This is a genomic window from Methyloversatilis universalis EHg5 (assembly GCF_000378945.1).
Taxonomy (GTDB): Bacteria; Pseudomonadota; Gammaproteobacteria; order Burkholderiales; family Rhodocyclaceae; genus Methyloversatilis; species Methyloversatilis universalis_A.
Genome location: NZ_KB900539.1, coordinates 3,564,759 through 3,590,618, shown reverse-complemented (window position 1 = coordinate 3,590,618; position 25,860 = coordinate 3,564,759). Strand labels below are relative to the sequence as shown.

Below are 25,860 nucleotides of genomic sequence, written 5' to 3'. Positions count from 1 at the left end.
TGTTGTGCCGGGCGGAGTCATCCGTCTTCCGCCCGGCCCTTTTTATTCCGCCGGCCCCGCTGCCGCATCCATCCGCTCACGGAGAGTCCGATGACCCTGCACGCCCACCCTTTCCGTATCGCCGCCGAGTGCCCGCGATGAAGGTACTCATCGTCCATGCCCATCCGGAGCCGCAGTCCTTCAGCGCGGCGATGTGCCGCACCGCGGTCGGCACGCTGGCTGCGCAGGGCCACACGGTCACCGTGTCCGACCTCTATGCCCAGCGCTTCAACCCGGTGGCGTCCGCCGCCGACTTCGCGGAGCGCCGCAACCCGGACTACCTGAACTACGCACTCGAACAGCGCCACGCGCAGGAGGGCGGCACGCTGGCGCCGGACATTCGCGCCGAGGTGGACAAGGTGCTGGCCTGCGACCTGCTGATCCTGAACTTCCCGATCTACTGGTTCTCGGTGCCGGCCATGCTCAAGGGCTGGATAGACCGCGTGTTCGTGTCCGGCGTGTTCTACGGCGGCAAGCGCATCTACGACCGCGGTGGCCTGCGCGGCCGGCGCGCGCTGGTGGCCGCTTCGCTCGGCGGGCGTGAACACATGTTCGGGCCGCAGGCTCTCCACGGCGAGCTGAACGGCATGCTGCGGCACGTACTGCAGGGTTCGCTCGGCTATGTCGGCTTCGACGTGCTGGAGCCTTTCTACGCTCACCACGTGCCCTATCTGCCGGAGGCGGAGCGGGCCGCCATGCTCGAGCACTGGCGCGCCGCGCTGGGTGCGCTGGATGCGCGCCCGACCCTGCCCATGCCCTCGCTCGACCGCTTCGACGACACCTTCCGCCCGCTGGCCGGCGCCTGACCTTTCCGGAGAACATCGTGAAACGACTGATTGCACGCAAGGTGGCGGTGCTCGGCGCCGGTGTGATGGGCGCGCAGATCGCCGCCCATTTCGCCAACGCCGGCATTCCAGTGCGGCTGTACGACCTGCCGGGCAGCGAGGGCGATCGCCGCGGCGTCGCCCGCGCCGCGGTGCAGCGCCTGCTGGCGATCGAGCCGGCGCCGCTGGTCGAGGCCGCGCGCGCCGCGCTGATCGAAGCGGCCAGTTTCGACGACGATGCGCCGCTGCTGGCCGACTGCGATCTGGTGATCGAGGCGGTGGCCGAGCGCATGGACATCAAGCGCAGCGTCTATGACCGCGTGGCACCGCATCTGGCCGCGCACGCGGTGTTCGCCAGCAACACCTCGGGCATCCCGATCGCCGATCTGGCTGCAGCGCTGCCGGCCGCGCTGCAGCCGCGCTTCTGCGGCGTGCACTTCTTCAACCCGCCGCGCTACATGCCGCTGGTCGAACTGATCGCCGGTCCGGGCACGCAGCCGGCGGTGCTCGACGCGCTGGACACCTTCCTCACCTCGACGCTGGGCAAGAGCGTGGTGCGCGCGCTCGACACGCCCAACTTCATCGCCAACCGGGTCGGCATCTTCGCGCTGCTGGCCACCGTGCATCACGCAGCGCGGCTCGGTCTGGGCTTCGACGTGGTCGACGCGCTGACCGGCCCGCCACTCGGGCATCCGCGCAGCGGCACCTTCCGCCTGATGGACCTGATCGGGCTGGACACCATGGCCAACATCCTGCGCACCTTCGAGGGCACGCTGGCCGACGACCCGTGGCACGCGCACTACCGGGTGCCGGCCTGGATGAGCGAGCGCGTCGCCGCCGGGGCCCTCGGCCAGAAAACCCGTGGCGGGCTCTACCGCAAGGGCGCGGCCGGGCACGAGGTGTTCGATCCGGCGAGCGGCGCCTACCGCGCCGCCGACGGACAGATCGCGCCCGAAGTGGCCGACCTGATCGCGCTGCGCGACGAGGGCGAGCGCATGCGCCGGCTGCGCGCCTCGGCACATCCGCAGGCGCAACTGCTGTGGTCGGTGCAGCGCGACCTGTTCCACTACTGCGCCCGCCATCTGCAGGACATCGCACCGACCGCGCGCGACATCGATTTCGCGATGCGCTGGGGCTACGGCTGGCAGCGCGGTCCGTTCGAACAGTGGCAGGCGGCCGGCTGGCAGGAAACCGCGGGGGCGATCGCCGCGGACATCGAGCAGGGCGCAACGATGGCGGCCTGCGCCCTGCCCGACTGGGTGTTCGCCGACGCGCTGCAGCCGCGCCGCGCGGTGCACGAGGGCGCTGCTTCGTGGTCGGCAGCGCGCGCTGCCGCGCTGCCGCGGGCGGCCCTGCCGGTGCTCGCGCGGCAGCTTTTCCCGGACACCCTGCTGGGCGAGCACGCACCCGGCCGCACCGTGCTGGCCGAAACCGACGACGTGTCGCTGTGGCTGCCCGAGGGCGAGGCCGAACACGGCGCAGTGCCGGTGCTGTCACTGCGTACGAAGATGGGCGCCATCGGCCCGGGTGCCATCGAGGGCCTGCTCGACGCGATCGACCGCGCCGAACACGAATTCGATGCGCTGGTGCTGTGGCAGCCGCAGAGGCCGTTCAGCGTCGGTGCCAATCTGCGCCATGTGAGCGAACTGATGCGGCAGGGCGATCTGGCCGCGGTCGATCACTTCCTGATCCGCTTCCAGACCCTGACCTCGCGGCTGGCGCGGGCGCAGGTGCCGGTGGTGGCCGCGGTGTCCGGCATGGCGCTGGGCGGTGGCTGCGAAATCATGATGCATTGCACGGCGGCGGCGCTGGCACTGGAAAGCACGGTCGGTCTGGTCGAAAGCCGGGTCGGCGTGATTCCGGGCGCCGGCGGCTGCACCGTGTTCGCCCGGCGCGCCGCGCAGCAAGCCGCGCAATGGGGCCGGCCGGGCGTGGACGGCCTGATCGACGCGCTGAGCCGCCCGTTCGACCTGCTGGCCGCCGGCCGCACTGCGCCCAACGCGCAGCAGGCGGTGACGCTCGGCTTCGCGCGCGAGCGCGACAGCGTGGTATTCCATCCGCAGGAGCTGCTGTGGGTGGCGCAGCAGAAGGCGCGCGCGCTGGCGCGCACCGGTGGCACCGCGCGGCCGGCGCTGCCGGTGGCGGTGGCCGGGCGCGCCGGCATCGACGCCTTCGGTACGCGGCTGGCGCAGCGGCGCGCCGCTGGCGAACTGTCGGCACACGACGAGCGGGTGGGCAATGCGCTGGCCTGGGCGCTGTGCGGCGGCGATGTCGCGTCCGGCTCGCTGGCCGATGCGGCGCAGCTGCTGGCGGCCGAGCGTCACGCCTTCGTCGGGCTGGTGGCCACGGCGGAGACCGCGGCGCGCATTGCCCATATGCTGGAGACCGGCAAGCCGCTGCGCAACTGAACCCCGGAGATCGCTCATGGACAGCACCCCCGCCGAATCGGTCGATGTCACGCTGGAGGACGGGCTGTGGCACATCCGCCTGAACCGTCCGCACAAACGCAATGCACTCACGCTGCCCATGTTCGCCGCGCTGGGCGAGGCGCTGCGTGCCGGGCAGGCGCACCCGGCGGTGCGTGCGCTGCTGCTGACCGGCGCCGGCCATGACTACACCGCCGGCCACGATCTGGCGGCTTTCGCTCACTGGCCGCAGGGGCCGGATGACCCGATTCCGCGCTTCCTGCACGCACTGGCCGAGGTCGACAGGCCGCTGGTGATCGCGGTGCAGGGCGCGGCGGTCGGCATCGGCGCCACCAGCCTGCTGCACGCCGACTGGGTGTGCTGCACCGCCGACGCGAAAATCCGCTTTCCTTTCGTCGAACTGGGCATCGCGCCGGAAGCCGGCAGCACGCAACTGCTTGCGATGGCGGTCGGCCTGAACCGGGCCAAGCGCCTGCTGCTGGCAGGTGAAGTGCTGACCGGGGCGCTGGCGCACGAGTGGGGGCTGGTGAGCGAGATCGTCAGCGGCGACGCGCTGCACGACACTGCCCGCGAACGCGCCCGGAAACTGGCTGCCCACGACCCGGACGCCTGGGGCCGCACCAAGGCACTGCTGCGCCCGGATGGGCTGGCACAGCGCATCGACATCGAGATCGACCTGATCAACCGCGCGGTGATGGCGCGCCGCACCGGCCCCACTGATTGAAGCCCGTCGCGGCCGCGCTCTGCGGCACGGAACGCACAAAAGCAAACGGCCCGCATCGCTGCGGGCCGTTTGCTTTTGAATAAGTGGTGGTGATGGGGGGACTTGAACCCTCGACCTACGGATTATGAATCCGTCGCTCTAACCAGCTGAGCTACATCACCACGCGAAAGGACGCGGATTGTCCTTGAGCGACCGGGACTTGTCAAGAATGTGGCAGCGGCCGGACAATCCCGGGTTGGTCTGCACATGAACAGGTAGTCCGCGATGCAGCGGGATCTTGAATTCGACGTGGTGGTGGTGGGGGCCGGGCTGGCCGGGCTGGCGCTGTGCGCGGCGCTGCGCCGCACGCAGCTGTCGGTGGCGCTGGTCGAGGGCCGGCCGCCGGAGTGGCCGGTTGGCGGCTGGGATGCGCGGGTCTATGCGGTGAGCCCGTCCAGTGCGCGCTTTCTCGAACAGATCGGCGCCTGGTCCCATCTCGACAGTGCGCGGCTGCAGCCGATGGCGCGCATCGAGGTGTTCGGCGATCGCGGGACTCAGCTGGATTTTTCCGCTTTCGACGTGGGCGTGGGCGAACTGGCGTGGATCGCCGAATCCAGCCTGATCGCGCGCGAACTGTGGGAAGGCGTCAAGCGTCAGGCCAACGTGACCCTGCTGTGCCCGGCCAAACCGGCGGCGCTGGCGGTGGAGGGCGGACGTTCGCGGCTCGCGCTGGAGGACGGCCGCACGCTGGATGCCGCACTGGTGGTCGGCGCCGACGGCGTGCAGTCATGGGTGCGGGCGCAGGCCGGGCTGGAAGCCCGTTTCACCGACTACGAAGAACTGGGCGTGGTGGCCAATTTCCGCTGCGAGCGGCCGCATCTGGGGACCGCCTGGCAGTGGTTCCGGCCGGACGGCGTGCTCGCCTATCTGCCGCTGCCCGACGGCCACATGTCCATGGTGTGGTCGGCGCCTGAAGCGGTCGGGCGCGAACTGCTGCAATACGACGCGGCGACACTGGCGGCTCACGTTGCGGCGGCCGGCGATCACATGCTGGGCCGGCTCGAAGTGGTGACGCCGGCGGCCGGCTTTCCGCTGCGGCTGATGCAGGTGCCAAAGGTGGTTGCGCCCGGCGTGGCGCTGATCGGTGACGCGGCCCATGCCATTCATCCGCTGTCGGGCCACGGCGTGAATCTGGGCTTTGCCGACGCGCGCGAGCTGTCGGCACTGCTGGCCGGGCTGGATCGCAGCGTGCTGGGTGACCTGCGCGCGCTGCGCCGCTACGAGCGGCGGCGTGCCGAAGAGGTGAATGCGCTGCAGCTCACCACGCACGCGCTGCACGAACTTTTCCGGCCGCAGTGGCCGGCACTTTCGTGGCTGCGCAATACCGGATTGAAACTGACCGCACGCATTCCGGTCGTACGGAACGCACTGGTACGCTACGCATTGGGTTAATCGGCGCGCGCCGCGCGCCACAACGAGGACACTGCATGTTCATCAAGCACACCGCCGCACTGCTGTGCGCACTGTCGGCTTCATTCGCCTGGGCCAGCCCCGAGGAGACCATACGATCGACGGTGGAAGCCACGCTGGGCGCAGGCGCCAAGGTCGAGGGCGTGACCAAGACGCCCTACCTCGGTCTGTACGAGGTCCGGGTGGGCGGCGAAATCCTGTACACCGACGAAAAGGCCAGCTATCTGATCATCGGTGAAATCCTCGACGCGAAAACCCGGCAGAACATCACCCAGGCACGCGTGAACCAGCTGTCGGCGATCAATTTCGCCGAGCTGCCGCTGGACGTTGCGATCAAGCAGGTGCGCGGCAACGGCAAGCGCGTGATCGCCACTTTCGAAGATCCGAACTGCGGCTACTGCAAGAAGCTCGCGAAGGAACTGCTCACGCTGAACGACGTGACCATCTACACCTTCCTGACGCCGGTGCTGGGCCCGGATTCGCAGAAGAAGTCGGAATCGATCTGGTGTGCGACCGACCGCCAGAAAGCCTGGGGCGACTGGATGACCGCCAATGTGCAGCCGCCGGCCGCGGCCGCCTCCTGCGATACCGCCGGCCTGAAGAAGTCGGTGGCGCTGGGCGAGAAGTACCGTGTGCGTGGCACGCCCACCATTTTCCTCAGCAACGGTGAGCGTATTCCCGGCTATGTGCCGGTGGCCCAGCTGGAAAAGCGCATCGCCGGCGTGAAGTGAGCGCAGCGATGACGCAATGAAAAAGCCCGGCCTTGGCCGGGCTTTTTTGTGTGCATCCGCCGCGATGCAGCGTTGCGGGCACGGCGCCCGCGGCAGCGCCTACTGCACGGTGCAGGACGCGTCGCTGTCGCTGCCCAGGCCCGTGCTGCCCCCCATGCCAGCCGGCCCAGGGCGCGCTGCGGTGGAGGACGGCAGAGACTGATCCAGCCCCGGATTTTCCGGCAGCGACTGCGGTGCCGATTTGCTGTTCGACACCACACCGGCCTGGCCCACCTCAAAGGTCTTGCTGCCGCCCTCGTTCTTCACCTCGATGCTGCCTTCCTCGACGTCGAACACCAGCGCCGGTTCGCCGGCCTTGCGGTCTTTCGCTTCTTCCAGTGCCTTCAGGCAGGCCGGGTCGTCCTTCGAGTTCTCGTCGCACAGCAGCATGCCGAAGCGGGTGCCGCGTATGCCTATGGTCGCGGTCACCGTGCTGGCGCGGTAGCCCTCGCGATTGCGCTTGCCGATCAGGCCGGTCACCGCGCGCAGCCCGCCCTTCACCAGGCTGTACAGCAGGCTGTCCTTTTCCGGCTTCGCCTCGTCGAAGGCGAAGCCGTCGATCTTCACCTGGCTGCGCGGTTTCAGTGCCAGCGAGGAGCCATCGCCGAATTCGATGCGTGCCACCGTGGTCTTTTCGGTGGTGATCACGTCGCCGCTGTAGATGGCCGAGTCGCGCGCCAGGATGCGGGTCTTGTTGTCATTGGTCTGCACATACATGGTGCCCGACAGATAGCTCACCCGGCCGGCGGCCGGGCTGGGCGTCTGGGCGGCCGCCTGGCCGGCCACACACAGCGTGGCGACGGCGATCAGGCAGGTGAGGGCAGGCTGTGTTTGCATGAAACTCTCCTTAGCGGCACTGCAGGCGGCTGCCGCGGAAATCGCGCAGCGGCTGCTCCATCTGCGGGCCAGATGCGGTGGCGATGTTGTCGAGGGCGTCCAGGCTGGCGATGCTCACCGGTGCGGAGACTTGCGGCGCCGACGGTGCCGACGGCACGTCGATGCGTGGCGGCCTGAACACTTCGGGCAGCAGCGGTACGGTGACCTGCTGCACGATCGGCGTCGTCACCGCCGGCACCGATACCACGTTGAACACGACGTTGATCAGCGCGGTACCACTGCCGCTGCTCAGTTCGAATACGGCGCTCTGGCGGCCATTGAAGCCGTCGGGTGCGGTATAGGTCCAGCCCGCGGCCTGGCCGGTCAGTACGCCCTGGGACGGACCGCTGCGCAGGGCCGTGCCAGCACGCAGACTGAACACGAAGGGTGTGCCTGCCTGCGCAGAGAAGCTGCGGTTGATCACCGGCTGCACCGCTGACGAGAAGCTGAGGCTGCCGCTGCCACTGATCTGAATCTGGTCGAAGATGTCGTCCGGCAGTTCGCCGCCCAGTTCCATCGTTCCGCTGTTGCCGATGACAAAGGACGAACCTGCGCTGGTGCGGATGCCGCCGGTCAGTCCAAGGTTGCCGTTGCTGGCGTTCACGGTGCCGCTGTTCGAAAGCAGCACGCCGATGCTGGCGCTTCCGGTGCCCTCGGTGGTGCCTACCGTGCCGACCAGCGTGCCACGATTGACCACGCTGCCATTGCCGCTCACTGCGCTGTTGTTACCTAGACCCAAGCTGGCTCCGCTGCCGACGATGAGCTGGGCGCCGGCGTTCAGCGCGAGCTGGGTGTCGGCGTCGATCAGGCCGCTGCCGGCAACCGTCAGGCGTGCGCCGTTCAGGGTCAGCGACGAACCGTCCATCGCGGCGCTGCCACTGACGACGATGCTGCGGCCGGCACCGCCGATGCTGCCCGAAGTCCAGGTCAGGTTGCCGACATTGAGCGTGCCGCCGCCACCGATATTGCCGGCGACATCCAGCGTGCCGAAGTTCGCGTTGCTGTTGAAATTGACCAGGGTGTTGCCACTCACCCGGGTCGTACCGCCGACCGAATAGACACCATTCACATTGAAGGCGCCGCCGGAGAACGCGGTGAATTCGACGTTGCCGGCGCCGGTGATCGACGAGCCCGGACCGAAGTCACGGAAGGCGTCACGGAAGCGCAGCGAGGCGCCAGCGTCCACCGAATAGTCGCCGGTATCGGCCCCCGGGCCTGACGCGTCGGTGTCGTGCGCCAGCACGGACAGCGTGCCGCTGCGCACCTGCACGTCGCCGTTGTTCGCGAAGATCATGCCGCCACCGCTGCCGAATTCGACGGTGCTGCCGGTATCGGCAACGATCAGGCCGTTGTTGTTGAAGCGCGTGCTGGTCAGATTGGCCGGCGTGCCCGCCAGCAGATTCATCGTGCCGTTGTTGGTGATCAGGCCGGCAGTGAACACGCTGCCGCTCAGGTTCATCGTGCCGCTGTTGCTGAGCTGGCTGGCGTTCAGCGCGCCGCCGGCGAGATTCGCGGTCCCTGCGTTGGAGAAAAGTCCGCCGGAATTCAGCGTGCCGCCCAGCAGGGACATCGTGCCGCCAGCCTGCACCGTGGTCGGTGCGTTGAGCACGCCACCAGTCAGCGTGAAGCTGTTGCCGTTGCCTATGGTCAGGCCGGCCACGGTCTGCGCGGGCGATGCGTTCAGCGTGACATTGGCCCCCGGCACGATGTTGATGAAGACGAGATCGGTCAGGCCAGGCAGCAGATCGCCGGTCCAGTTCGCGGCGTCCATCCAGTTCGAGGTGCCGGCGCCGCCATCCCAGCAGATGCCGCCGCAGGTCAGCAGCGTGTAATTCAGGTTCAGCCGGTTGGGCGTGGCGGACAGGGTGTAATCGGCGGGCAGGTTGCGGGCGGCGAAGGCACCGCTGATACCGCCGTTTGCACTGACCAGTTCTTTGTTCAGCTGTATGCGGTTGTAGCCCGCTGCCTCACGCACTTCCAGCGTGCCGCCCAGGGTTGCGCTTCCATCCACGTGCAGACGGCCCGGCCCTGCGCTGCCCACCACAGATACCAGCGTGCCTGCGGCGTCCTGCACGTAGTTGCCACCCAGCCGCAGTGTGCCGGCGGCAAGTTCCACCGTGCCGCTGCTGATCAGCGTGGCGGCGGCAAAAGCATCGTTGCCCTGCTGCTTGACCAGTGCACCGGTATTCCGGATCAGCAGACTGCCCGGAGCAACCCATGCCACGTCGGCGATCTGTCCGAGCGCTGCGCTGGCGCTGCCCAGCTCCAGCCGGCCGGCATTGTCCAGCGTGTTGTCGAGATGGATGTGGATGTTGTCCACCAGCGACAGCGTGCCCTGGTTGTTCAGCGCGATGCCCGACAGGTCGGCGTACTGCGATCCACCGACGGTGAGCGACGCGCCGCTGGCGACCGTGACCGTGCGCGGTGCGGTCGGCATCTGGACGTACAGCGGGCCGAGGGCTGTGTCGTAGCCGCTCACGACGCCACTGGCCAGCGTGCCGTCGGTAATGGTCGAGTTGCTGCCGGTGAAGGTAAGTGCGCCGGTGCCGCCGAGCACCGCGTAGGTGGCCGGGTCGCCGACGGACCAGCCCATTTCGAGCCGGTTCAGCACGGTGTCGCCGTTGAAGTTCAGTACGCCGCCGCGCACGATGAGCGTATTGGCGAAGGTGAGTGCGGAGGCGAAGTCGGCGCGGCCGGCGCTGATGCGCGTGTTGCCTGTGCCGGCGATGCTGTAGTCGCCATTGACCGTCACCCGGGCGCCGGAGAACTCCACCGCGCCATTGCCGGCGATGTCGCTGCCGGCGGCCAGGATGCGCTGGCCGGCACCGAAGGCCAGCGTCGCGTTGCTGACGTAGCGGCCAGTGTCGGCGCCGCCATCGGCGTTCGACACGCGGATGTCCAGGCGGCCGCCATCGACCTGCACCGTGCCGAGGTTTTCGAAGCTGTAGTTGCCTTCCAGCCGCTGGTCGCCGCCGCTGCGCTTGATCAGCGTGCCGGCATTGACGAAGCGCGACAGCGGGCCGCTGTGGGTGCCAAGCGCCAGTGCGTTGCCGCCCGACAGGTCGATCACGCCGCCGGCCTCGTTGATCAGCGCACCGCCGTTGCCGTCGCTGGTCGAGTAGAAGTGCAGCAGTGCGCCATTGGCCAGATTGACGGTACCGGTGTTGTGCCAGTCCACGCTGATGCCGAAGCCCAGGCCGCCGGAGCCGGTGACCGTGGTCAGACCTGCAGTGGTGAAGGTGCCGGCGCCATCTAGATCGGCCTGGTCGCGCCAGTCGAAGTCGTCGCTGACCGTGAGGCGGCCGTTGGTGCGCAGCGTGACACCCTCGCCGCCGGACAGCGCGAGCCGGTTCACCGTTGCGATGCCGTCGAACTGGCTGAAGCCGCCGCTCTGGCGCAGGCTGGCGAAGCTCGCCTGGCCGCCCACGGTGAGCGTGCCGCCGGTGAGTACCACATCGCCGGCCACGGCCGAGGCGACGCTGCTGCTGCCGGACAGGCCGGTGATCGTGAGCGCACCGCCGGAAATGGTCAGCGTGCTGCCGGCACCGGTGTTCAGCGCGGCAATGCGCTGATCGCCGCCGGTCAGTCTGACCTGACCGCCAGCGCCCAGATTGATGAATACCAGGTCGTTCAGGCCGGGCAGCACATTGCCGGTCCAGTTGGCCGCGTCGGTCCACAGATTGGTGCCGGCGCCGCCGTCCCAGCAGATGCCGCCGCACACGATGGCGGCGTAGTTCAGACGCAGTGCGTTCGCGCCCTGCGCGACGGCGTAGCCCTCGGCCGGCAGGGTCACGGTGCCGAAGCCGCCACTCAGGCCGCCGTTTGCGGTGATCAGGTCGATCGCCACCGAATCGCGTGCATAGCCAGCGGCTTCGCTCACCACCAGACTGCCGCCCAGGGTCGCGCTGCCACTGACCGCGAGCCGGTCGTACTGGCCGGCGGCGTTGCCGCCCACTGCCATCAGCAGCCGGCCGCCGCTGCCCTGCAGATAGTTGCCGGTCACCTGCATCGTGCCGTGGGTGTTCACGCCATTGAACACGTCGCCCACCTGCAGCGTACCGTCGTTGCGCAGTGTGTTGCCGTTGCCGACGTCCAGCGTGCCGAAGCCCTGGATCGTGCCGTTTGCGGTATTGGTGAAGCCGCCGATGCGGCGCAGCGTGGCGCCGCTGTCGATGAAGGTGTAGCCGTTGTGGGTCAGGCTGCCGCCGAATTCCAGCAAGGCGCCGGCCACGACGTCGATCTGGCCGTTGTGGATGAAGCTGCCGCCACCCGGCGCACCGGCGTAGCCGACGCCAAAGCGCAGGCTGCCGCTGCCGACCAGGATTTCACCGTCATTGGTCACCACCGCATAGTTCGCAGTACCGCCCGGAATGCCCAGCGAACCGATGCTGGTTTCGCCGCCGCCGTTCTTGCGGATCAGCGCGCCGGCGTGGTTGTTCAGCGTGATCGTGCCGACGCCGACCGAGCGGTCGCCGAAACTGAAGTTGCCGCTGATGTCGAGCAGCCCGTGGTTGTCGACGCGGGCGTTGCCGACCACGTCGATATGGCCTTCCTGCCAGGCCAGCGTGCCGAAGTTGCTCAGCGAGCCGGTGCCGAAGCGCTTGTAGCTGGTGCCCTGCACGTCGTCGCTGCCGGTGCTGCTCAGCGTGAGCGTGGCGCCATTGCCGATGACGAGATTGCCGCTCAGCGTGCCGCGGGTCCAGCTGCCGTTGCCGAGCAGCGTGAGCGCACCGGTGCCGGCCAGCGTGCCGCCGGCCCAGCTGTACTGGCCGACCGCGGAGGCGGCATTCACCGTCAGCGTGCCGCCGGTCTGGGTCAGTGTGCCGGCCTGCAGGCCGGCCTGCGCAATGACCTGGGCGCTGTCCGCCAGTTCGAGCCGGGCAATGGCGGTCGGTGCGGTCGCGGTGAAGCGGGCGCTGTCCTGTACCCGCACGGTGAAGGTCGATTCGGCGATGGTCGGCGCGGTACTGGCTGCGGTGGCCTGGGCCGAGTTGATGAATTCGATCCGGCCGCCACCGGCGAACTGACCGCTGCTGTCCAGCAGATAGGTGGCGCTGCCGCCGTAACGTGCGGTCACGCCCTGCGCGACGTCGATCACGCCGGCATTGCTGGCGCCACCGGTCAGCGTGAGCACGCCGGACAGGTGACGCAGGGTGCCGCCCTGGCGGATGTCCAGGCGGCGCGCGGTGCTGCGGGTGCCGGCTGCGTAGTCCAGCGTCGAGCCGGCGGCCAGGATCGTGTTGCCGCTGCCGGTGATGTCGCCGCCGGTCCAGCTTGAGCCTGCACCGTTGAAGGTGATCGCGCCGCTGCCGCCCAGCGTGCCCGCCGACAGCGCCAGCCGGGCGATCGACGTGGCGGCATTCGCGGTCAGCGTGCCGCCGCTGATGTTCAGGTTGCCGGCCAGGGTCGAGGCGTTCTGACCGGATGCGCCGCCGCTCAGCGTGAGCGAACCGCCGGCCAGCGTGAGGGTGTTGCCGGCGGTAGTGGTGAGCGACGCGACCGTGTGGGTGCCGCTGTTCAGCAGCACGCTGACGCCGTTCTGCAGGTCGATGAACACCAGCGAGGTCAGGCCCGGCAGCAGATCGCCGGTCCAGTTGGCCGCGTCGGTCCACAGATTGGTGCCGGCGCCGCCGTCCCAGCAGATGCCGCCGCAGATCGCACCGGCATAGCTCAGCACCTGCCGGTTGCCGACCGCCAGCGTGCTGTAGCCGCTGGGCAGCGTGACGGTCGAGAAGCTGCCGGTCAGCGTGCCGGCGCTGACGATATCGCTCTGCAGCGTGGTCGGCGTGTAGCCGGTCAGCGAGCTCACCGTCAGCGTGCCGCCCAGCGTGGCGGTGCCGCTCACCACCAGTGCGTCGGTGCCCGGCGTACCGCGCTCGATCTGCAGCGTGCCGTCGGCGGCCTGGGTGTAGTGACCGGTGATGCGCAGCGTGCCGTCCTCGTTGCTGCCGCCCGGTGCGACGATGCCGCGGTTGAGCAGGCCGGTGCCGCCGATCACCAGCGTGCCGTGTCCGGACACCGTGCCGGTGTTGGTGAGCGCGGTATTGCCGGTGTTCAGAACGGCGCCGGACAGCGTGTGCAGCGTGCCGCTGTTGCTGGTGAAGTTGTCGGCGAACAGCGTGCCCTGCGCCACGGTCAGCGTGCCGGTATTGCTCAGCCGGACCGGGTTCCAGAAGTTGAAGGTGCCGTTGCCCTGCTTCACCAGCAGGCCGTCATTGACGAAGCTGCCGGCGGTGCCGCCATACCAGACACCGGAATTGCCGCCGGCGGTGTCGATGTAGAGCGCGGCGCCGGCCGCATTGGTGAAGGTGGCGCCGTTGCTGACGTACAGATAGCCGCCGGTCTTGTAGATGGAACTGCTGCCCGCCGCATTGGTGTGCCGCAGCGAGCGACCGTCGAGGCCGAAGCTGCCGGAGCCGCTGATCTGCAGTGCGCCGCTGACGGTCAGCACGCCACTGCCGCCGACGGTGCCGCCGGTCCATTCGTAGCGGCCGCTCAGCGTATTGCTGCCAGTGCCCGACAGCGTGCCGCCACTCTGCTGCAGCGTGATGCCGGTCGTCATGCCATCGTCCATCGCCAGCACGCCGCCGGTCAGGCGCAGCGGGCCGGCGCCTGACACGACCGCGCTGCTCGCCAGGCGGGTGCGACCGCCGTCGATGTCGATGCGGGCACCGGCTGCGATGGTCTGGGTGCCTGCCAGCAGATGTTCGGGCGGTGTGCCGCCGCTGCCGCCGAAGGTGATCCAGCCTGCATTGACGTTGAGCGTACCGGTCTGGCGCAGCGACACCAGGCCGTAGGTACCGATGTCCAGGCGGCCCGCACCGGTCTTGATCAGCGTGCCGGCGTTGTCGAACAGGCCAGCGTTGCCGCCGTCCTGGTCGATGTACATGACGCCGCTCGCCGATGCCACGTCAAGCTTCAGCGTGCCGGTGTTGCGGAAGGTCGAGCCGTTCTCGATGTTGAAGCCGCTGCTCGAAGTGTTGGCGATGCGGCTGTCGCCGCTGGTGTTGGTGTGCAGCAGCGTGGTGCCGTCGCGCAGATACACCGTGGTGTTGCCGGTCTGTTCGAACACGCCGGCCACCGCCAGGGTGCCGCCGCCGTTGATCTGGCCGCCGGTCCAGGTGAAGCGGCTGTTCTGCTGCAGCTGGCCGACCACGCTCAGCGTGCCGTTGCTCAGTGCCAGCGCGAGATCGGAGCCCAGCTGTACGCCATCGCCTATGGTCAGCGTGCCGCCGGCCACTTCCAGCCGGCCAGCGCCGGCAAAGGTGGCAGACGAAGCCAGCGCGGTCTGGCCGCTGGTCACCTGCAGCAGCGCGCCCGAGGCGATGGACTGGCTGCCGCTGATCTGGTGCACCGGCGGCGTACCGCCGCTGCCGCCCAGCGTCATCCAGCCTTCGTTGATGGTCAGCGCGCCGGCCTGGCGCAGCGACACCAGGCCGTAGGTGCCGATGTCCACGCGACCGCTGCCGGTCTTGATCAGCGTGCCGGTGTTGTCAAACAGGCCAGCGCTGCCGCTGTCCTGATCGATGTACATGATGGAGCCGCTGCCCGCCACGTCGAGCGTCAGCGTGCCGGTGTTGCGGAACACCGAACCGCTGTCGATGTTCAGACCGCTGCTCGATGTGTTGGCGATGCGGCTGTTGCCGCTGGTGTTCGAATGCAGCAGCGTGGTGGCGTCGCGCAGATAGACCGTGGTGTTGCCGCTCTGTTCGAGCACGCCGCTCACCGCCAGGGTGCCGCCGCCGTTGATTTCGCCGCCGGTCCAGGTGAAGGCGCCGTTCTGTCTGACGGTGCCGGTCACGCCCAGTGTGCCGCCAGCCAGACGCAGGCTGCTGTCGATGCGTGCGCCGTCGGCGATGCCGGTGCTGCCGGAATTCTGCTGGATCAGGCCGGCGCCGCTGAAGCGGGCACTGCCGGTGAAGGCGGTCGATTGTGAGCCGGTCAGCGTCAGTGCACTGTCGGCGGCGATCAGGGTGTTGCCCGAAAACACGTTGCCGGTGCTGTACGACAGATCGATGCTGCCGGCGCGGATGTCGAGCAGGCCGGCCTGTTCGAAGCGGGTGGGGCTGTTCACCCGGAACACGCCGGCGCCGGTCTTGATCAGCGTGCCCTGGTTCTGCAGCAGGCCGCCGGTGCCGCCGCTGTAGTAGGTGCCAAAGGTGTTGTCGGTGCTGTCCAGCGTGAGTACCGCGCCGGCCGCGTTGCGCAGCGTGGTGCCACTGCCGTTCAGATAGAAATAGCTGCCGGTCTTGGCCATGCGGCTGTTGCCGCTGCTGTTGGCATGGACCAGCGTGATGCCACCGCCCAGGCCGTAGGAGCCGTTGCCGGTGATGGTCATCACGCCGTTCTGGGTCAGCGTGCCGCTGCCGTTGATGTTGCCGCCGGTCCAGTCCAGCCGGCCGTTCGACACGGTGTTGCCGGCGACGTTGAGCGTACCGCCGCTCATGTCGAGGTCGGAAGACAGCGAGCCCAGATTCAGGTTCAGCGTGCCCGACTGCAGCTGTATCAGCGTCTGACCCTGGTCGGCATTCAGGTTGGCGGTGTAGTTGGCGATGCGCAGCAGCTGGGAGGGCAGGGCCAGCGTGGCGTCGTAATTGACCGTGCCGCCCCGGATGTCGAACACATCGAACGCCAGACCGGCTCCGGAGAAGGTGCTGGTGCCGCCGTTCTGCCGGTATTCGGCGATATGGCCGCTGTTGCGGGCGATGAACTGGCTGCTGCCATTCAACGTGACCGTGCCGAGATCCAGATGGCCCTGGGCCAGCAGCTGGGAGGCGTTGTTCAGCGTGAGCTGACCGGCAATCGCGGTTTCTCCGATGACGGTGAGCGAGCCGCCGGTCATCGTCAGATGCTCCTGCGAAATCAGCTCACCGATCGTCCAGCTGCCGGACGAAATGGTGACGGTCGGCGTGAAGCCGACGCGGTCCATCAGCACCGACATGGTGGCGCTGTTCGGTGCCACGCCCAGCGACCAGTTGGTGCCGGTCGACCAGTCGCCGCTGGCGTTGGAAATCCACTCGTTGATTTCCCCGTTCAGCGCCGCACCGCGAGCCAGCAGATAGGTGCCTGCGCCGTAGTAGCTGCCGTAGCCCGAACCCGCCGGCACATCCAGCGTGGCGAACTGCGAAGTGCCCGCGCGCGTCGCATACCGGATCAGCGGGAAGGCTTCGCTTGCGGCCGGCGTGAAGCCATTGGTATGGACTACCTGCAGCGTGCCGCCGAAGGTGAAGGTGCCATTCACGTCCAGCGCGCTGTGGCCGGTGCCGCGCTCGGTGCCACCGATGTCGAAGCGCAGCGTGCTGCCAGCGGCCTGGGTCAGGTTGCCGGTGACCGACAGCACGCCGCCTTCGGCATGGACCAGACCGGTGCTGGTGATGGTGCGGCCGCTGGCGTTGATGTTGCCGGCGCCGCGCAGCACGCCTGAATTGATGAAGTTGTCGCCGACGTGGAACTGCCCGCCATTGGCCAGATGCAGCGTGCCGGACTGGGTCCAGCTGCTGTTGCTGCTCCACGCGTTCAGCGAAATTTCCTTGCCGGCGGTAACCGCCTCGACCAGACCGGCGTTGGCGCCGTTGTCGCCGAAGTAGATGTAGCCGCCGTTGGCGCCTGCGACGGTGATGCCTGCGCCAATGGAGAGGCTGTAGGCGCCGGAGCCGTAGCCGAGGTAATTGCTGGCGCGCACGGCGTTGTGGTTGCCGCCGAACAGGATGGAGCCATTGCCGGCGATGCTCCATGCACCCGAGGTGCTGCGCAGGAAGGTGGAGCTGCTGTCGGAGGCGAGCGTGACCGACCCGTTGTCCAGCGTCAGCGTACCGATCACGCGCAGGTCACCGCCGTTGGCGACGGTGGTGCTGCCGCTCAGGCGGACGTTGTCCAGGGCGGCGGAGTTTGAGCCGCCGAAGGACGAACCGGACACGCCGGCGTAACCGGTGTTGAAGGCGCCGCCGGAGGCGTTGTCGATGGCCAGCGTGCCACCGGCAATGGTGCCGCCGGAGTTGAGCGTGCCGGTTGCGCCATTGAGGTTGAGGGTCGCGTTGGCGTTGTTCAGCGTACCGACGAGGTTGAGCGCGCCGCGATCGGCGTCGGCGGGTCGAACCAGGGTGTTGAACGAAGCGGTGCTGAAGGAGCCGCCGAGGAAGAGGGTGCCGCTGTCGAGCTGAATGCGTGCGCCGTTGCCGGCACTGGACCAGGCGTCGTTGAGGCTGAGCATGCCGCCGTTGGCGCGCAGGGTGCCGGTGTTGTTCCAGGTATCGGTGTTGTTCCAGGCATTGACGACGATTTCGCGGCCGGCGGTGGCTGCCTCGATGGTGCCGGCGTTGGCGCCGTTGTTGCCGAAGTAGATGTAGCCGCCGTTGGCGCCTGCGACGGTGACGCCTGCGCCGATGGAGAGGCTGTAGGCGCCGGAGCCGTAGCCGAGGTAATTGCTGGCGCGCACGGCGTTGTGGTTGCCGCCGAACAGGATGGAGCCATTGCCGGCGATGCTCCATGCACCCGAGGTGCTGCGCAGGAAGGTGGAGCTGCTGTCGGAGGCGAGCGTGACCGACCCGTTGTCCAGCGTCAGCGTACCGATCACGCGCAGGTCACCGCCGTTGGCGACGGTGGTGCTGCCGCTCAGGCGGACGTTGTCCAGGGCGGCGGAGTTTGAGCCGCCGAAGGACGAACCGGACACGCCGGCGTAACCGGTGTTGAAGGCGCCGCCGGAGGCGTTGTCGATGGCCAGCGTGCCACCGGCAATGGTGCCGCCGGAGTTGAGCGTGCCGGTTGCGCCATTGAGGTTGAGGGTCGCGTTGGCGTTGTTCAGCGTACCGACGAGGTTGAGCGCGCCGCGATCGGCGTCGGCGGGTCGAACCAGGGTGTTGAACGAAGCGGTGCTGAAGGAGCCGCCGAGGAAGAGGGTGCCGCTGTCGAGCTGAATGCGTGCGCCGTTGCCGGCACTGGACCAGGCGTCGTTGAGGCTGAGCATGCCGCCGTTGGCGCGCAGGGTGCCGGTGTTGTTCCAGGTATCGGTGTTGTTCCAGGCATTGACGACGATTTCGCGGCCGGCGGTGGCTGCCTCGATGGTGCCTGCGTTGGCGCCATTGTTGCCGAAGTAGATGTAGCCGCCGTTGGCGCCTGCGACGGTGACGCCTGCACCGATGGAGAGGCTGTAGGCGCCGGAGCCGTAGCCGAGGTAATTGCTGGCGCGCACGGCGTTGTGGCTGCCGCCGAACAGGATGGAGCCATTGCCGGCGATGCTCCATGCACCCGAGGTACCACGCAGGAAGGTGGAGCTGCCGTCGGAGGCGAGCGTGACCGAGGCGTTGTCCAGCGTCAGCGTACCGGCGACGCGCAGGTCGCTGCCATTGGCAACCACGATGCGGCCCGCGTCGCTGCCGCTGCCCAGTCTGGACACCGTCACGTTCGACAGCGTGCCGTTGCCGGTAGAGGTCAGACGACTGCCCAGCATCAGCTGCAGGGCACTCAGCGTGCCATTGCCCAGCACATTGCCGGTGCCGGCCGCGATCAGCCGGCCGCCGCTGACGGTGCCGCCGTTGAGCGTCATGGCACCCACTTCGAGCTGGCTGCCGATGGTGAGTGTGCCGCCCGTCATCGACAGCCGGCCGTTGATCACCGAGTCGCCGCGCAGCGTGAGCGTGCTGCCGGTGATTGCGATGTTCTCGTTCGAGCGCAGCGAATTGACCGTGAAGTTGCTGGCTGGCGAGGTGGCGCGGACGGTGACCGTGAGGTCGCCCGCCTGATCGATCACCACGTCGGTGCTGGCGGTCGGAATCAGACCGCCGGCCCAGTTCGCGGCGACATCCCAGAAGCCGGAAGTCTGCGAAATCCAGGTACTGGCAATGGTGCCGGTGGCGAAGCTGATTGCGTTCGAGAAGGTGGTCGGCGTGACTGCCAGACCGCCGGTATTCACGCTGGCGAAAGCGCCGCTCAGACAGCCGTCGGCGCCGCAGGACAGCACGGTATAGCGGTCGCTGGCACCGAAGGTGAGACCGTTTGCCGGCGTCAGCACCAGCGCGCCATCGAGCTGGGCGCTGCCGCTGACCACCAGGTGGTCCTGCTGTGCGGCGGTGGCGCCGAGCACGTCCGCCTCGATGCGGCCGCCCGCGGTCTGCACGAACTGGCCGGTGACGGTCAGCGTGCCGGTGCCGCTGGCGTCGCCCGGTCGCACGATGCCGGCATTGGTCAGCGTGCCGGCGCCAAGGTTGATCGTGCCGCTGCCCTGGATGACGCCGTTGTTCTGCAGGCTGCCGGTCGTAAGCATGCTGCCGGCGCGCAGATCGAGCGTACCGGCGTTGGTGGTGAAACCGTTGGCGCTCAGGCTGCCTTCGGCGACGCGCAGCGTGCCTGTGTTGCCCACCGGCATGGCCAGCGAGGCGCTGTCGCTGCCGGTCTTGAGCAGCAGGCCGGCGTTGTCGATGCGACCGCTGCCGAGATGGCTGAAGACCGCGCTGTTGTTCAGTTCCAGCGTGCCGCCGGACAGCACCGAAATGCGGGCACCGTCCTGAATCTGCACGGCGCCGCTCAGGTTGGAGGCCACTGTGCTGCCGGCGATTTCCAGCGTGCGACCGAGGCCGCGGGTGCTGCCGCTGAGGATGCGCGCCGCGCCGGCAAGGCGGGTGATGCCGCTGCCGGCCATGTTGCCGCCGCTCCAGTCCGTCGCGGTATTTACGATAAGCGTGCCTGGCCCGTTGATCGTGCCGGAGGTGAAGCTGAAGGTGCCGGCGCCGTCCAGGCTGCTGTTGCCGGTGGCGGTCAGCGTGGCGCCCGACAGTTCGAAGGTGCCGCTCGCGATCTGCGCCGATTCGCCGGCGTTCAGCAGCAGCGTGCCGCTGTCGGCGCGCAGCGAGCCACCGTTGCTGGACAGCACCGCGCCGGCGATGCGGCTGCCTGCGCTGTTGCCGTAGATCGACAGGACGCCGCGGTTGGCGGAAATATTGCCGCTGAGATCGAGATAGCGCAGATAGGCGGTACCGGTGCCGCCTGCCTTGCGGACCGTACCCAGGGCGACGATGCCGCCGGTGCCGCCACTGCTGGTCGAACGCTGGATCAGCACGTTGTCATCGAGATCCAGCGTGCGGCCGGCCGCGATTTCCAGTGTCCGGTCCAGGGTGCGGGTGCCGCTGCCGGTCAGCGTGACCGAGGTGTCCAGCCGTGTGGTGCCGGTGCCCGACATGGTGCCGCCGGTCCAGTCGAAGCCGGACGTGACGGTCAGCGTGCCGGTGCCGTTCAGCGTGCCGGCGGTCAGCGCGAACACGCCGCCGCCGGTGATCGACGTGCTGCCGCTGGTGCTCAGCGTGGCGCCGCTCAGTTCGACACGGCCGCCGGACACGGTAAAGGTCTGGCCGTTGGTGAGCGTGAACAGTCCGGAATCGAGGCGCAGCGCACCGCTGCCGCTGGTCGATGCGTTCACGCCGTTCAGCGAAGTGCCCACGGCGTTGCCGTAGATCGACAGCACGCCGCTGCTGGAGGCGATGTTGCCGCTCAGGTCGAGATAGGTGACATAGGCGGTCCCGGTGCCGGCAGACTTGAGCAGCGTACCCTGCGCCACGATGCCGCCGGTACCGCCATTGCTGGTCGAGCGTTGCAGCGTCACGTTGTCGCCGAGCGACAGCGTGCGGCCGGCGGCGATTTCCAGCGTGCGGTTCAGGTGACGCGCTCCGCTCCCGCTGAGCGACACGTCGCGCAGCAGGCGGGTGGTACCGGTGCCGGCCATGCTGCCGCCGGTCCAGTCGAACACCGAAGCAATGGTGATCAGTCCGCTGCCGGCCAGCGTGCCGCCGCCGGACAGCAACAGACGCCCGTCGCCGGTGAAGGCGGTTGCTGCGTCCGCGCTGAGGGTGCCGGAATCAAGATGCAGCGTGCCGTTACCGGTCAGATTGAAGTTGCCGGCGATGCCATTGTTGCCGGCGTTGTCCGCCCGCAGCACGAGCGTTGTACCGGTGGCCAGCTGGATGTTCGAACCGCTGTCTGCGCTGATCAGTGCGCTGCCGCCGGAGCCTGAAGCCAGGTAGATCACGCCGTCGGCACTGCTGGTGCCCAGCGTCGCATTGGCCGCGACGTGCAGTCGCCCGCCGTTGTTCAGCTGCAGGTAGTAGCCGCTGCTGTTGCCGAACATCAGGCTGCCGGTCACCGTGAGCCGGCGGTTCAGGAATTTGTAGCCAGCGGTGTTATCGACGGTGCCGCTGCCGGCAATTGTTGTGGTGCCGGTGCCTGCCATGGTGCCGCCGGCCCAGGTGAAGGCGCCGGAAAGGGTGGTGGCTGCGCTGCCGCCCAGCACGCCGCCGTCGAAGCGGAAAACGCTGTTGATGCTGAGCGCATGTTCGGCATTCAGCGTGGCGCTGCCGCTGAGCCGCAGCCGTCCGATGCCGTCGATGACGGTGGCTGCACCGGTCTGCAGCATGCCGCTGTCCAGCACGAGATCTCCGGCCCCGGTCAGCTCGAAGTTGCCGGCGATGCGGTTGCCGTTGGTGCCGTCGCTGCGCAGGAAAAGATCGGCACCGCTTGCGACAGCCACCCGCGCACCGTCGTCGGCGCTGAAGGTGGCGTTGCCGCCACTGCCGCCGGCCATGTAGATGACGGCGGTGCTGCTGTTCGTGCTCAGCGTGGCGCCGGCGTTCAGATGAAGTCTTCCGCCGGTGTTCAGCTGCAGGTAGTAACCGGTGGAGGCGCCGAAATCCAGCTGGCTGTCGATCACCAGCTGCCGGCCGAGAAATTTGTAGCCGGCGTTGTTGTCGATCTGCAGTCGGCCGGTCACGGTGGTGGTGCCGGTGCCGCTCATGGTGCCGCTGGTCCAGCGGCTGTCACCGGACAGCAGCACGCTGCCGCTGCCGGCAATGATGCCGCTTTCGAACACCAGCGGTGACGCGAATTCGGTGGTGTGCAGCAGGTTCAGCGTGGCGCCGTTCAGGCGCAGCAGGCCGTTGCCGGCAAACGTGGTGGCAGCGGCGGTGGTGAACTGGCCGGACGGCATGCGCACTTCGCCTGCGCCATCGAAGGTGAAGCGGCCGGCCAGCGTGTTGCCGGCATTGCCGTCGGATTGCAAGGTCAGCACGGTGCCGGCGGCAGCGGTGATGGCCGATCCGGCATCCGCGGACAGTGCGGCGCCGCCGGTGCCGGCCGCCAGGTAGATCATGCCGCTGGCGGTCGAGGTGGCCAGACGGCTGCCGGCTGCCAGATGCAGATTGCCGCCGTTGTGGATCTGCAGGTAATAGCCGCTGCTGTTGCCCATGGTCAGGCTGCCGGTCAGCACCACCCGGCGGCCGATGTACTTGTAGCCGGAGGTGTTGTCGATCGAGCTGCTGCCGGCCAGGATGGTGGTGCCGGCCGCATTGCTCATCGAACCGCCGCGCCAGTCAAAGTTGGCTGCGAGGGTGAGGGTTCCGGCACCGCCGATGTCACCGCCATTGCTCAGGCGTACGGTGCCGCTGCCGGTGAGCAGGGCCGTGTCGGTGACCGAAACGCTGCCTGAATCCAGCGTCAGCACGCCAGCGCCGCCGATGTTCAGCGTGCCGGACAGCCGGTTGCCGCCGGTGTTGTCGGTGCGCAGGTAGAGCTGGGCGCCGTCGCCGATCACGACGCGCGCGCCGGTGTCACCAGACAGCCGAGCGACACCGGTGGCGCCGGCATTCATGTAGATGTACGCGGCGCTGCCGTCGGTGGACAGCGTGCCGGTGGCGCCGAGGTGCAGGCGGCCGCCATCGTTGATGTAGAGCAGATAGCCCGAACTGTTGCCCAGTGTCAGTGTGCCGTCGACCTGCAGCGTGCGTGCGAGATAGTGATAGCTCGAACTGTTGTCCACTACGCCGGTACCGGACAGCACGGTGGTGCCGCTGCCGTCCAGCAGGCCGCCCTGCCATTCGAATCGGTTGCCCAGCGTGAGCCGATGGCTGCCGCTCAGCGTGCCGCCATTGAGCAGGCGCAGGATGCCGCTGCCGGTGAAGGTGGTATCCGCCGCGGTGGACAGCCGGCCATTGGCCACGATCAGTGCGCCGTCACCCGAGGTGTCGAACTGGCCGGCGATGGTGCTGCCGGCTGCGCTGTCGGTATTCAGCTGCAGCGAGCGGCCGGCAGCGATGGCGATCCGGCTGCCGGCGTCGCCGCTCAGCAGCGCACTGCCGCCGGTACCGGCGGCCAGTCGTATCATGCCGTCCGCAGTGGTCGATGACAGCGTGGCACCGGCGTTCAGGTGCAATTCGCCGCCGTTGCGGACGATCAGTTCGTAGCCGGTGCTGTTGGCCAGGTCGAACTGTCCGGCCACGTCGAGCCGGCGGTCGAGGTAGCGATAGGCGTTCGAGCCGTCGATCTGACCGGCGCCGTTCAGCGTGACACGGCCGCCAGCCAGCATCTGGCCGCCCTGCCACAGCAGTCCACCCACCGACAGCGCCGACGCGCCGCCGAGGTTGCCATTCAGTGTGAGCAGGCCGCTGATCGAGGCGTTGCCGCCATCGAAGCTGACGGTGCCGCCGCTCAGCAGGTAATTGCCGGTGATTTCCGTGCCGCCGGCCGCATTGAAGGCAGTGCCGCCGCTCACGGTGCCGGCCTGCATCGAAATGGTGCCGCCGCTGCGATAGCTGATGCCACGCAGATCGATGACGGAAGTGCTGCCGGCGCGCGCAAGAATGCCGCCGCTGGCGGTCTGCAGCACCGGCAGCACGATGTCAGCGCGCTGGTCGCCGACCTGGGTGCCGTTGCTGTAGCCGGTCTGCATCGTGATGCTGCCGCTGCCCTGGGTCACGATGCGCAGGCCGGCGCCGTGCCAGCCGCCGGTCACCAGATCGATGCCGGCACTCACGCCGCCTTCGCCGGCGCCCAGATTGCGGGTTTCGATCAGCAGGCTGCTGCCGGTTGCCAGCGTGAGCTGACCGGCGGTTTCGCCGCTCGCGTTGCCGCTGGCCGTGTAGTTGAACTGCGCGTTGCCGACCGTGACCGAACGCTGCGCGCGCAGGATGATGTCGGTGGTCTTGCTCTGTTCTTCGAGTTCGCTCTCATAGACCACGGTGGGACCGAGCGATTCGGCGGTGATGGTGCCTGCGGTGCCGCCGTTGTAGCTCAGGTTGCCGTCGTTGGCGCCGTCGCCGCTGCCGCCCTGGATCACGATGGACAGCGGATCGAGCAGCAGCGAACCGTTGCGGCCGCGCGCCGCCGACGTGTCGGTGCGACCGCGATACAGCAGCGCCACCTTGCCGGACACCTCGACCTGGCCGCCATTGCCGCCGTCGCGGCCGCCACGTGCCCAGATGTTGCCGTGGAAGGCGGAGGCCTGGTCGGCCCACACCACCACCTTGCCGCCGTCGCCATCGAGCAGCGCGTCGGCCAGCAGACGGGCGCCGCTGCCTACCCAGCTCACCTGCGCGTTACGCACCAGCGGGTTGGCACCCTGCCAGTCGCCACCGACCAGCACCGAGCCGCCGCCGGTGTCTCCCGAAGCGTCCAGCGTGGCGCTGCCGCCGATGGCCACGGTGTCCGCCGTGATCTGGATGTGGCCACCCTTGCCTGCATCCGCGACTGGCTGCACTGCGGGCGCCGGTGCCGGGCCGGCGGCGGTGACCGGCAATTCGATGTCGGCAGGGGCCGGTGCGGCTGCCGGCGGCGCCGGCAGTTTTCCGGTCGCGCGCAGCGTGCCGTCCACCGTGGCGCGCTGCCCGGCGGTGACATCGATGCGGCCGCCCTGAATGCCACTGGCGTCGACCACGGCTTTCGCCTCGATCTTCACTTCCGGCGCGCTGATCTCTATCGCGCCGCCATTGCCGTCGGCAGTACGGGCCGTGGTTTCGGAGGTTTCGGTCAGCGTGACCGACTTCGTACCGCGCAGCACGATGCGGCCGTCCGCGGTGCGCTGGGCGCCGGTGGCCGAAATCTTTCCGGCCTGGGTCAGTGCGGCGCCGAACATGCCGGCGTTGCCGCCTTTCGCGATCAGCTGACCGAGGTTGATCGCTTCGCCGCCTGCTTCGATGCGCACGCGCAGCGCAGGCTGGTGAGGATCGGCAATCTCGACGCTTTTGCCGGCCGCCAGCACGATGTCGCCGTTCTCGGCGGTGATCAGGCCGGTGTTCTCGATGTCGGTGGCGATCAGCAGCAGCGGGCCGCCGGTGGTTTTCAGCGAACCTTCGTTGCGGATCTTGCCGGCCGCGCCCTCGGCTTCGAACTTCAGGCGTCCAGCGTTGAAGTCCTCGTTCTTGATGTTGAGTGTGGATGCCACCAGACCGGCGGTATCGACCTTGGCGCCAGCGCCGAACAGCACGCCGTTCGGATTGATCAGGAATACCCGGCCGTTGGCGATCAGGTTGCCGAGGATTTGCGACGGGTCCTGGCCGACCACGCGGTTGAGTACGGTGGCGGTCGCATTCGGCTGGATGAAGCGGGTGGTTTCACCCGGCTGGATGGAGAACTGCTTCCAGTGGATGATGGCCTTGTCGCTGGCCGTGATGTTGAGCGTGCCGCCCTGCTGCTGGATGCCGACCTGGCCCTGCATGACCTGATGGCCGGTCGGGTTGGCGATCGACAGACCGGGCAGCGCCGCGGCCATCGCAGCCACCAGACGGCGCAGTGCGCGGCCGCCCTGACCCTTGCTGCGTGCACTGGTTTCTTCCGGCACCGGCACGTAACTGCCGTGCTCTTCGGAATACACCAGTCTGTAGCGCCCCTTGTTCATGTCAGCCTCAAGTTCTTCGAGGCCGGTCCGTCAATTCGAGCGCGGGAAGGAGCGCGCGGGTGGGGCCGGCCATGCAGCAGGAAAGTCCATCGTGTTGCGCGCG

The 25,860-nt window shown here is 68.4% G+C and carries 7 protein-coding genes and 1 tRNA gene; 5 read left to right on the top strand and 3 right to left on the bottom strand.

Annotated features, from left to right (window positions below; all coding sequences use genetic code 11):
• The first annotated feature begins 137 nt into the window (after positions 1 to 137).
• Genes METUNV2_RS0116320 through METUNV2_RS0116310 form a run of 3 tightly spaced genes read left to right on the top strand, consistent with a single transcriptional unit; the run spans position 138 to position 4,013 of the window.
• Positions 138 to 845 (top strand): NAD(P)H-dependent oxidoreductase, encoded by a 708-nt coding sequence (locus METUNV2_RS0116320; protein ID WP_018230543.1) that lies wholly within the window; start codon positions 138 to 140, stop codon positions 843 to 845.
• Between the two features lie 17 nt (positions 846 to 862).
• The gene (locus tag METUNV2_RS0116315; RefSeq protein WP_018230542.1) at positions 863 to 3,271 is read left to right on the top strand and encodes a 3-hydroxyacyl-CoA dehydrogenase/enoyl-CoA hydratase family protein; all 2,409 of its coding nucleotides are present in this window, start codon (positions 863 to 865) and stop codon (positions 3,269 to 3,271) included.
• Positions 3,272 to 3,287: 16 nt separating this feature from the next.
• Complete coding sequence (locus METUNV2_RS0116310; RefSeq protein WP_018230541.1) at positions 3,288 to 4,013, top strand: enoyl-CoA hydratase-related protein; 726 nt, start codon at positions 3,288 to 3,290, stop codon at positions 4,011 to 4,013.
• An 84-nt stretch (positions 4,014 to 4,097) separates the two neighbouring features.
• On the opposite strand, the gene METUNV2_RS0116305 is transcribed toward METUNV2_RS0116310, so the two are convergent.
• Positions 4,098 to 4,174: transfer RNA gene (locus METUNV2_RS0116305), tRNA-Met, on the bottom strand.
• Between the two features lie 103 nt (positions 4,175 to 4,277).
• On the opposite strand from METUNV2_RS0116305, the gene METUNV2_RS0116300 reads away from it, so the two are divergent.
• Positions 4,278 to 5,444 (top strand): UbiH/UbiF family hydroxylase, encoded by a 1,167-nt coding sequence (locus METUNV2_RS0116300; protein WP_018230540.1) that lies wholly within the window; start codon positions 4,278 to 4,280, stop codon positions 5,442 to 5,444.
• A 35-nt stretch (positions 5,445 to 5,479) separates the two neighbouring features.
• Positions 5,480 to 6,193, top strand: a complete 714-nt coding sequence (locus METUNV2_RS0116295) for a DsbC family protein (RefSeq protein WP_018230539.1) — start codon at positions 5,480 to 5,482, stop codon at positions 6,191 to 6,193.
• A 99-nt stretch (positions 6,194 to 6,292) separates the two neighbouring features.
• On the opposite strand, the gene METUNV2_RS0116290 is transcribed toward METUNV2_RS0116295, so the two are convergent.
• On the bottom strand, positions 6,293 to 7,069 hold the full coding sequence (locus METUNV2_RS0116290) for a FecR family protein (RefSeq protein ID WP_018230538.1): 777 nt from the start codon (positions 7,067 to 7,069) through the stop codon (positions 6,293 to 6,295).
• A 10-nt stretch (positions 7,070 to 7,079) separates the two neighbouring features.
• On the bottom strand, positions 7,080 to 25,757 hold the full coding sequence (locus METUNV2_RS19245) for a filamentous hemagglutinin N-terminal domain-containing protein (RefSeq protein WP_018230537.1): 18,678 nt from the start codon (positions 25,755 to 25,757) through the stop codon (positions 7,080 to 7,082).
• Between the last annotated feature and the right edge of the window lie 103 nt (positions 25,758 to 25,860).

What these genes read in the sequence shown, in the direction of transcription:
- METUNV2_RS0116320 (WP_018230543.1), top strand. Translation starts at nt 138, where the DNA reads ATGAAGGTACTCATCGTCCATGCCCATCCGGAGCCGCAGTCCTTCAGC.
- METUNV2_RS0116310 (WP_018230541.1), top strand. Translation starts at nt 3,288, where the DNA reads ATGGACAGCACCCCCGCCGAATCGGTCGATGTCACGCTGGAGGACGGG.
- METUNV2_RS0116300 (WP_018230540.1), top strand. Translation starts at nt 4,278, where the DNA reads ATGCAGCGGGATCTTGAATTCGACGTGGTGGTGGTGGGGGCCGGGCTG.
- METUNV2_RS0116295 (WP_018230539.1), top strand. Translation starts at nt 5,480, where the DNA reads ATGTTCATCAAGCACACCGCCGCACTGCTGTGCGCACTGTCGGCTTCA.
- METUNV2_RS0116290 (WP_018230538.1), bottom strand. Translation starts at nt 7,069, where the DNA reads ATGCAAACACAGCCTGCCCTCACCTGCCTGATCGCCGTCGCCACGCTG.
- METUNV2_RS19245 (WP_018230537.1), bottom strand. Translation starts at nt 25,757, where the DNA reads ATGAACAAGGGGCGCTACAGACTGGTGTATTCCGAAGAGCACGGCAGT.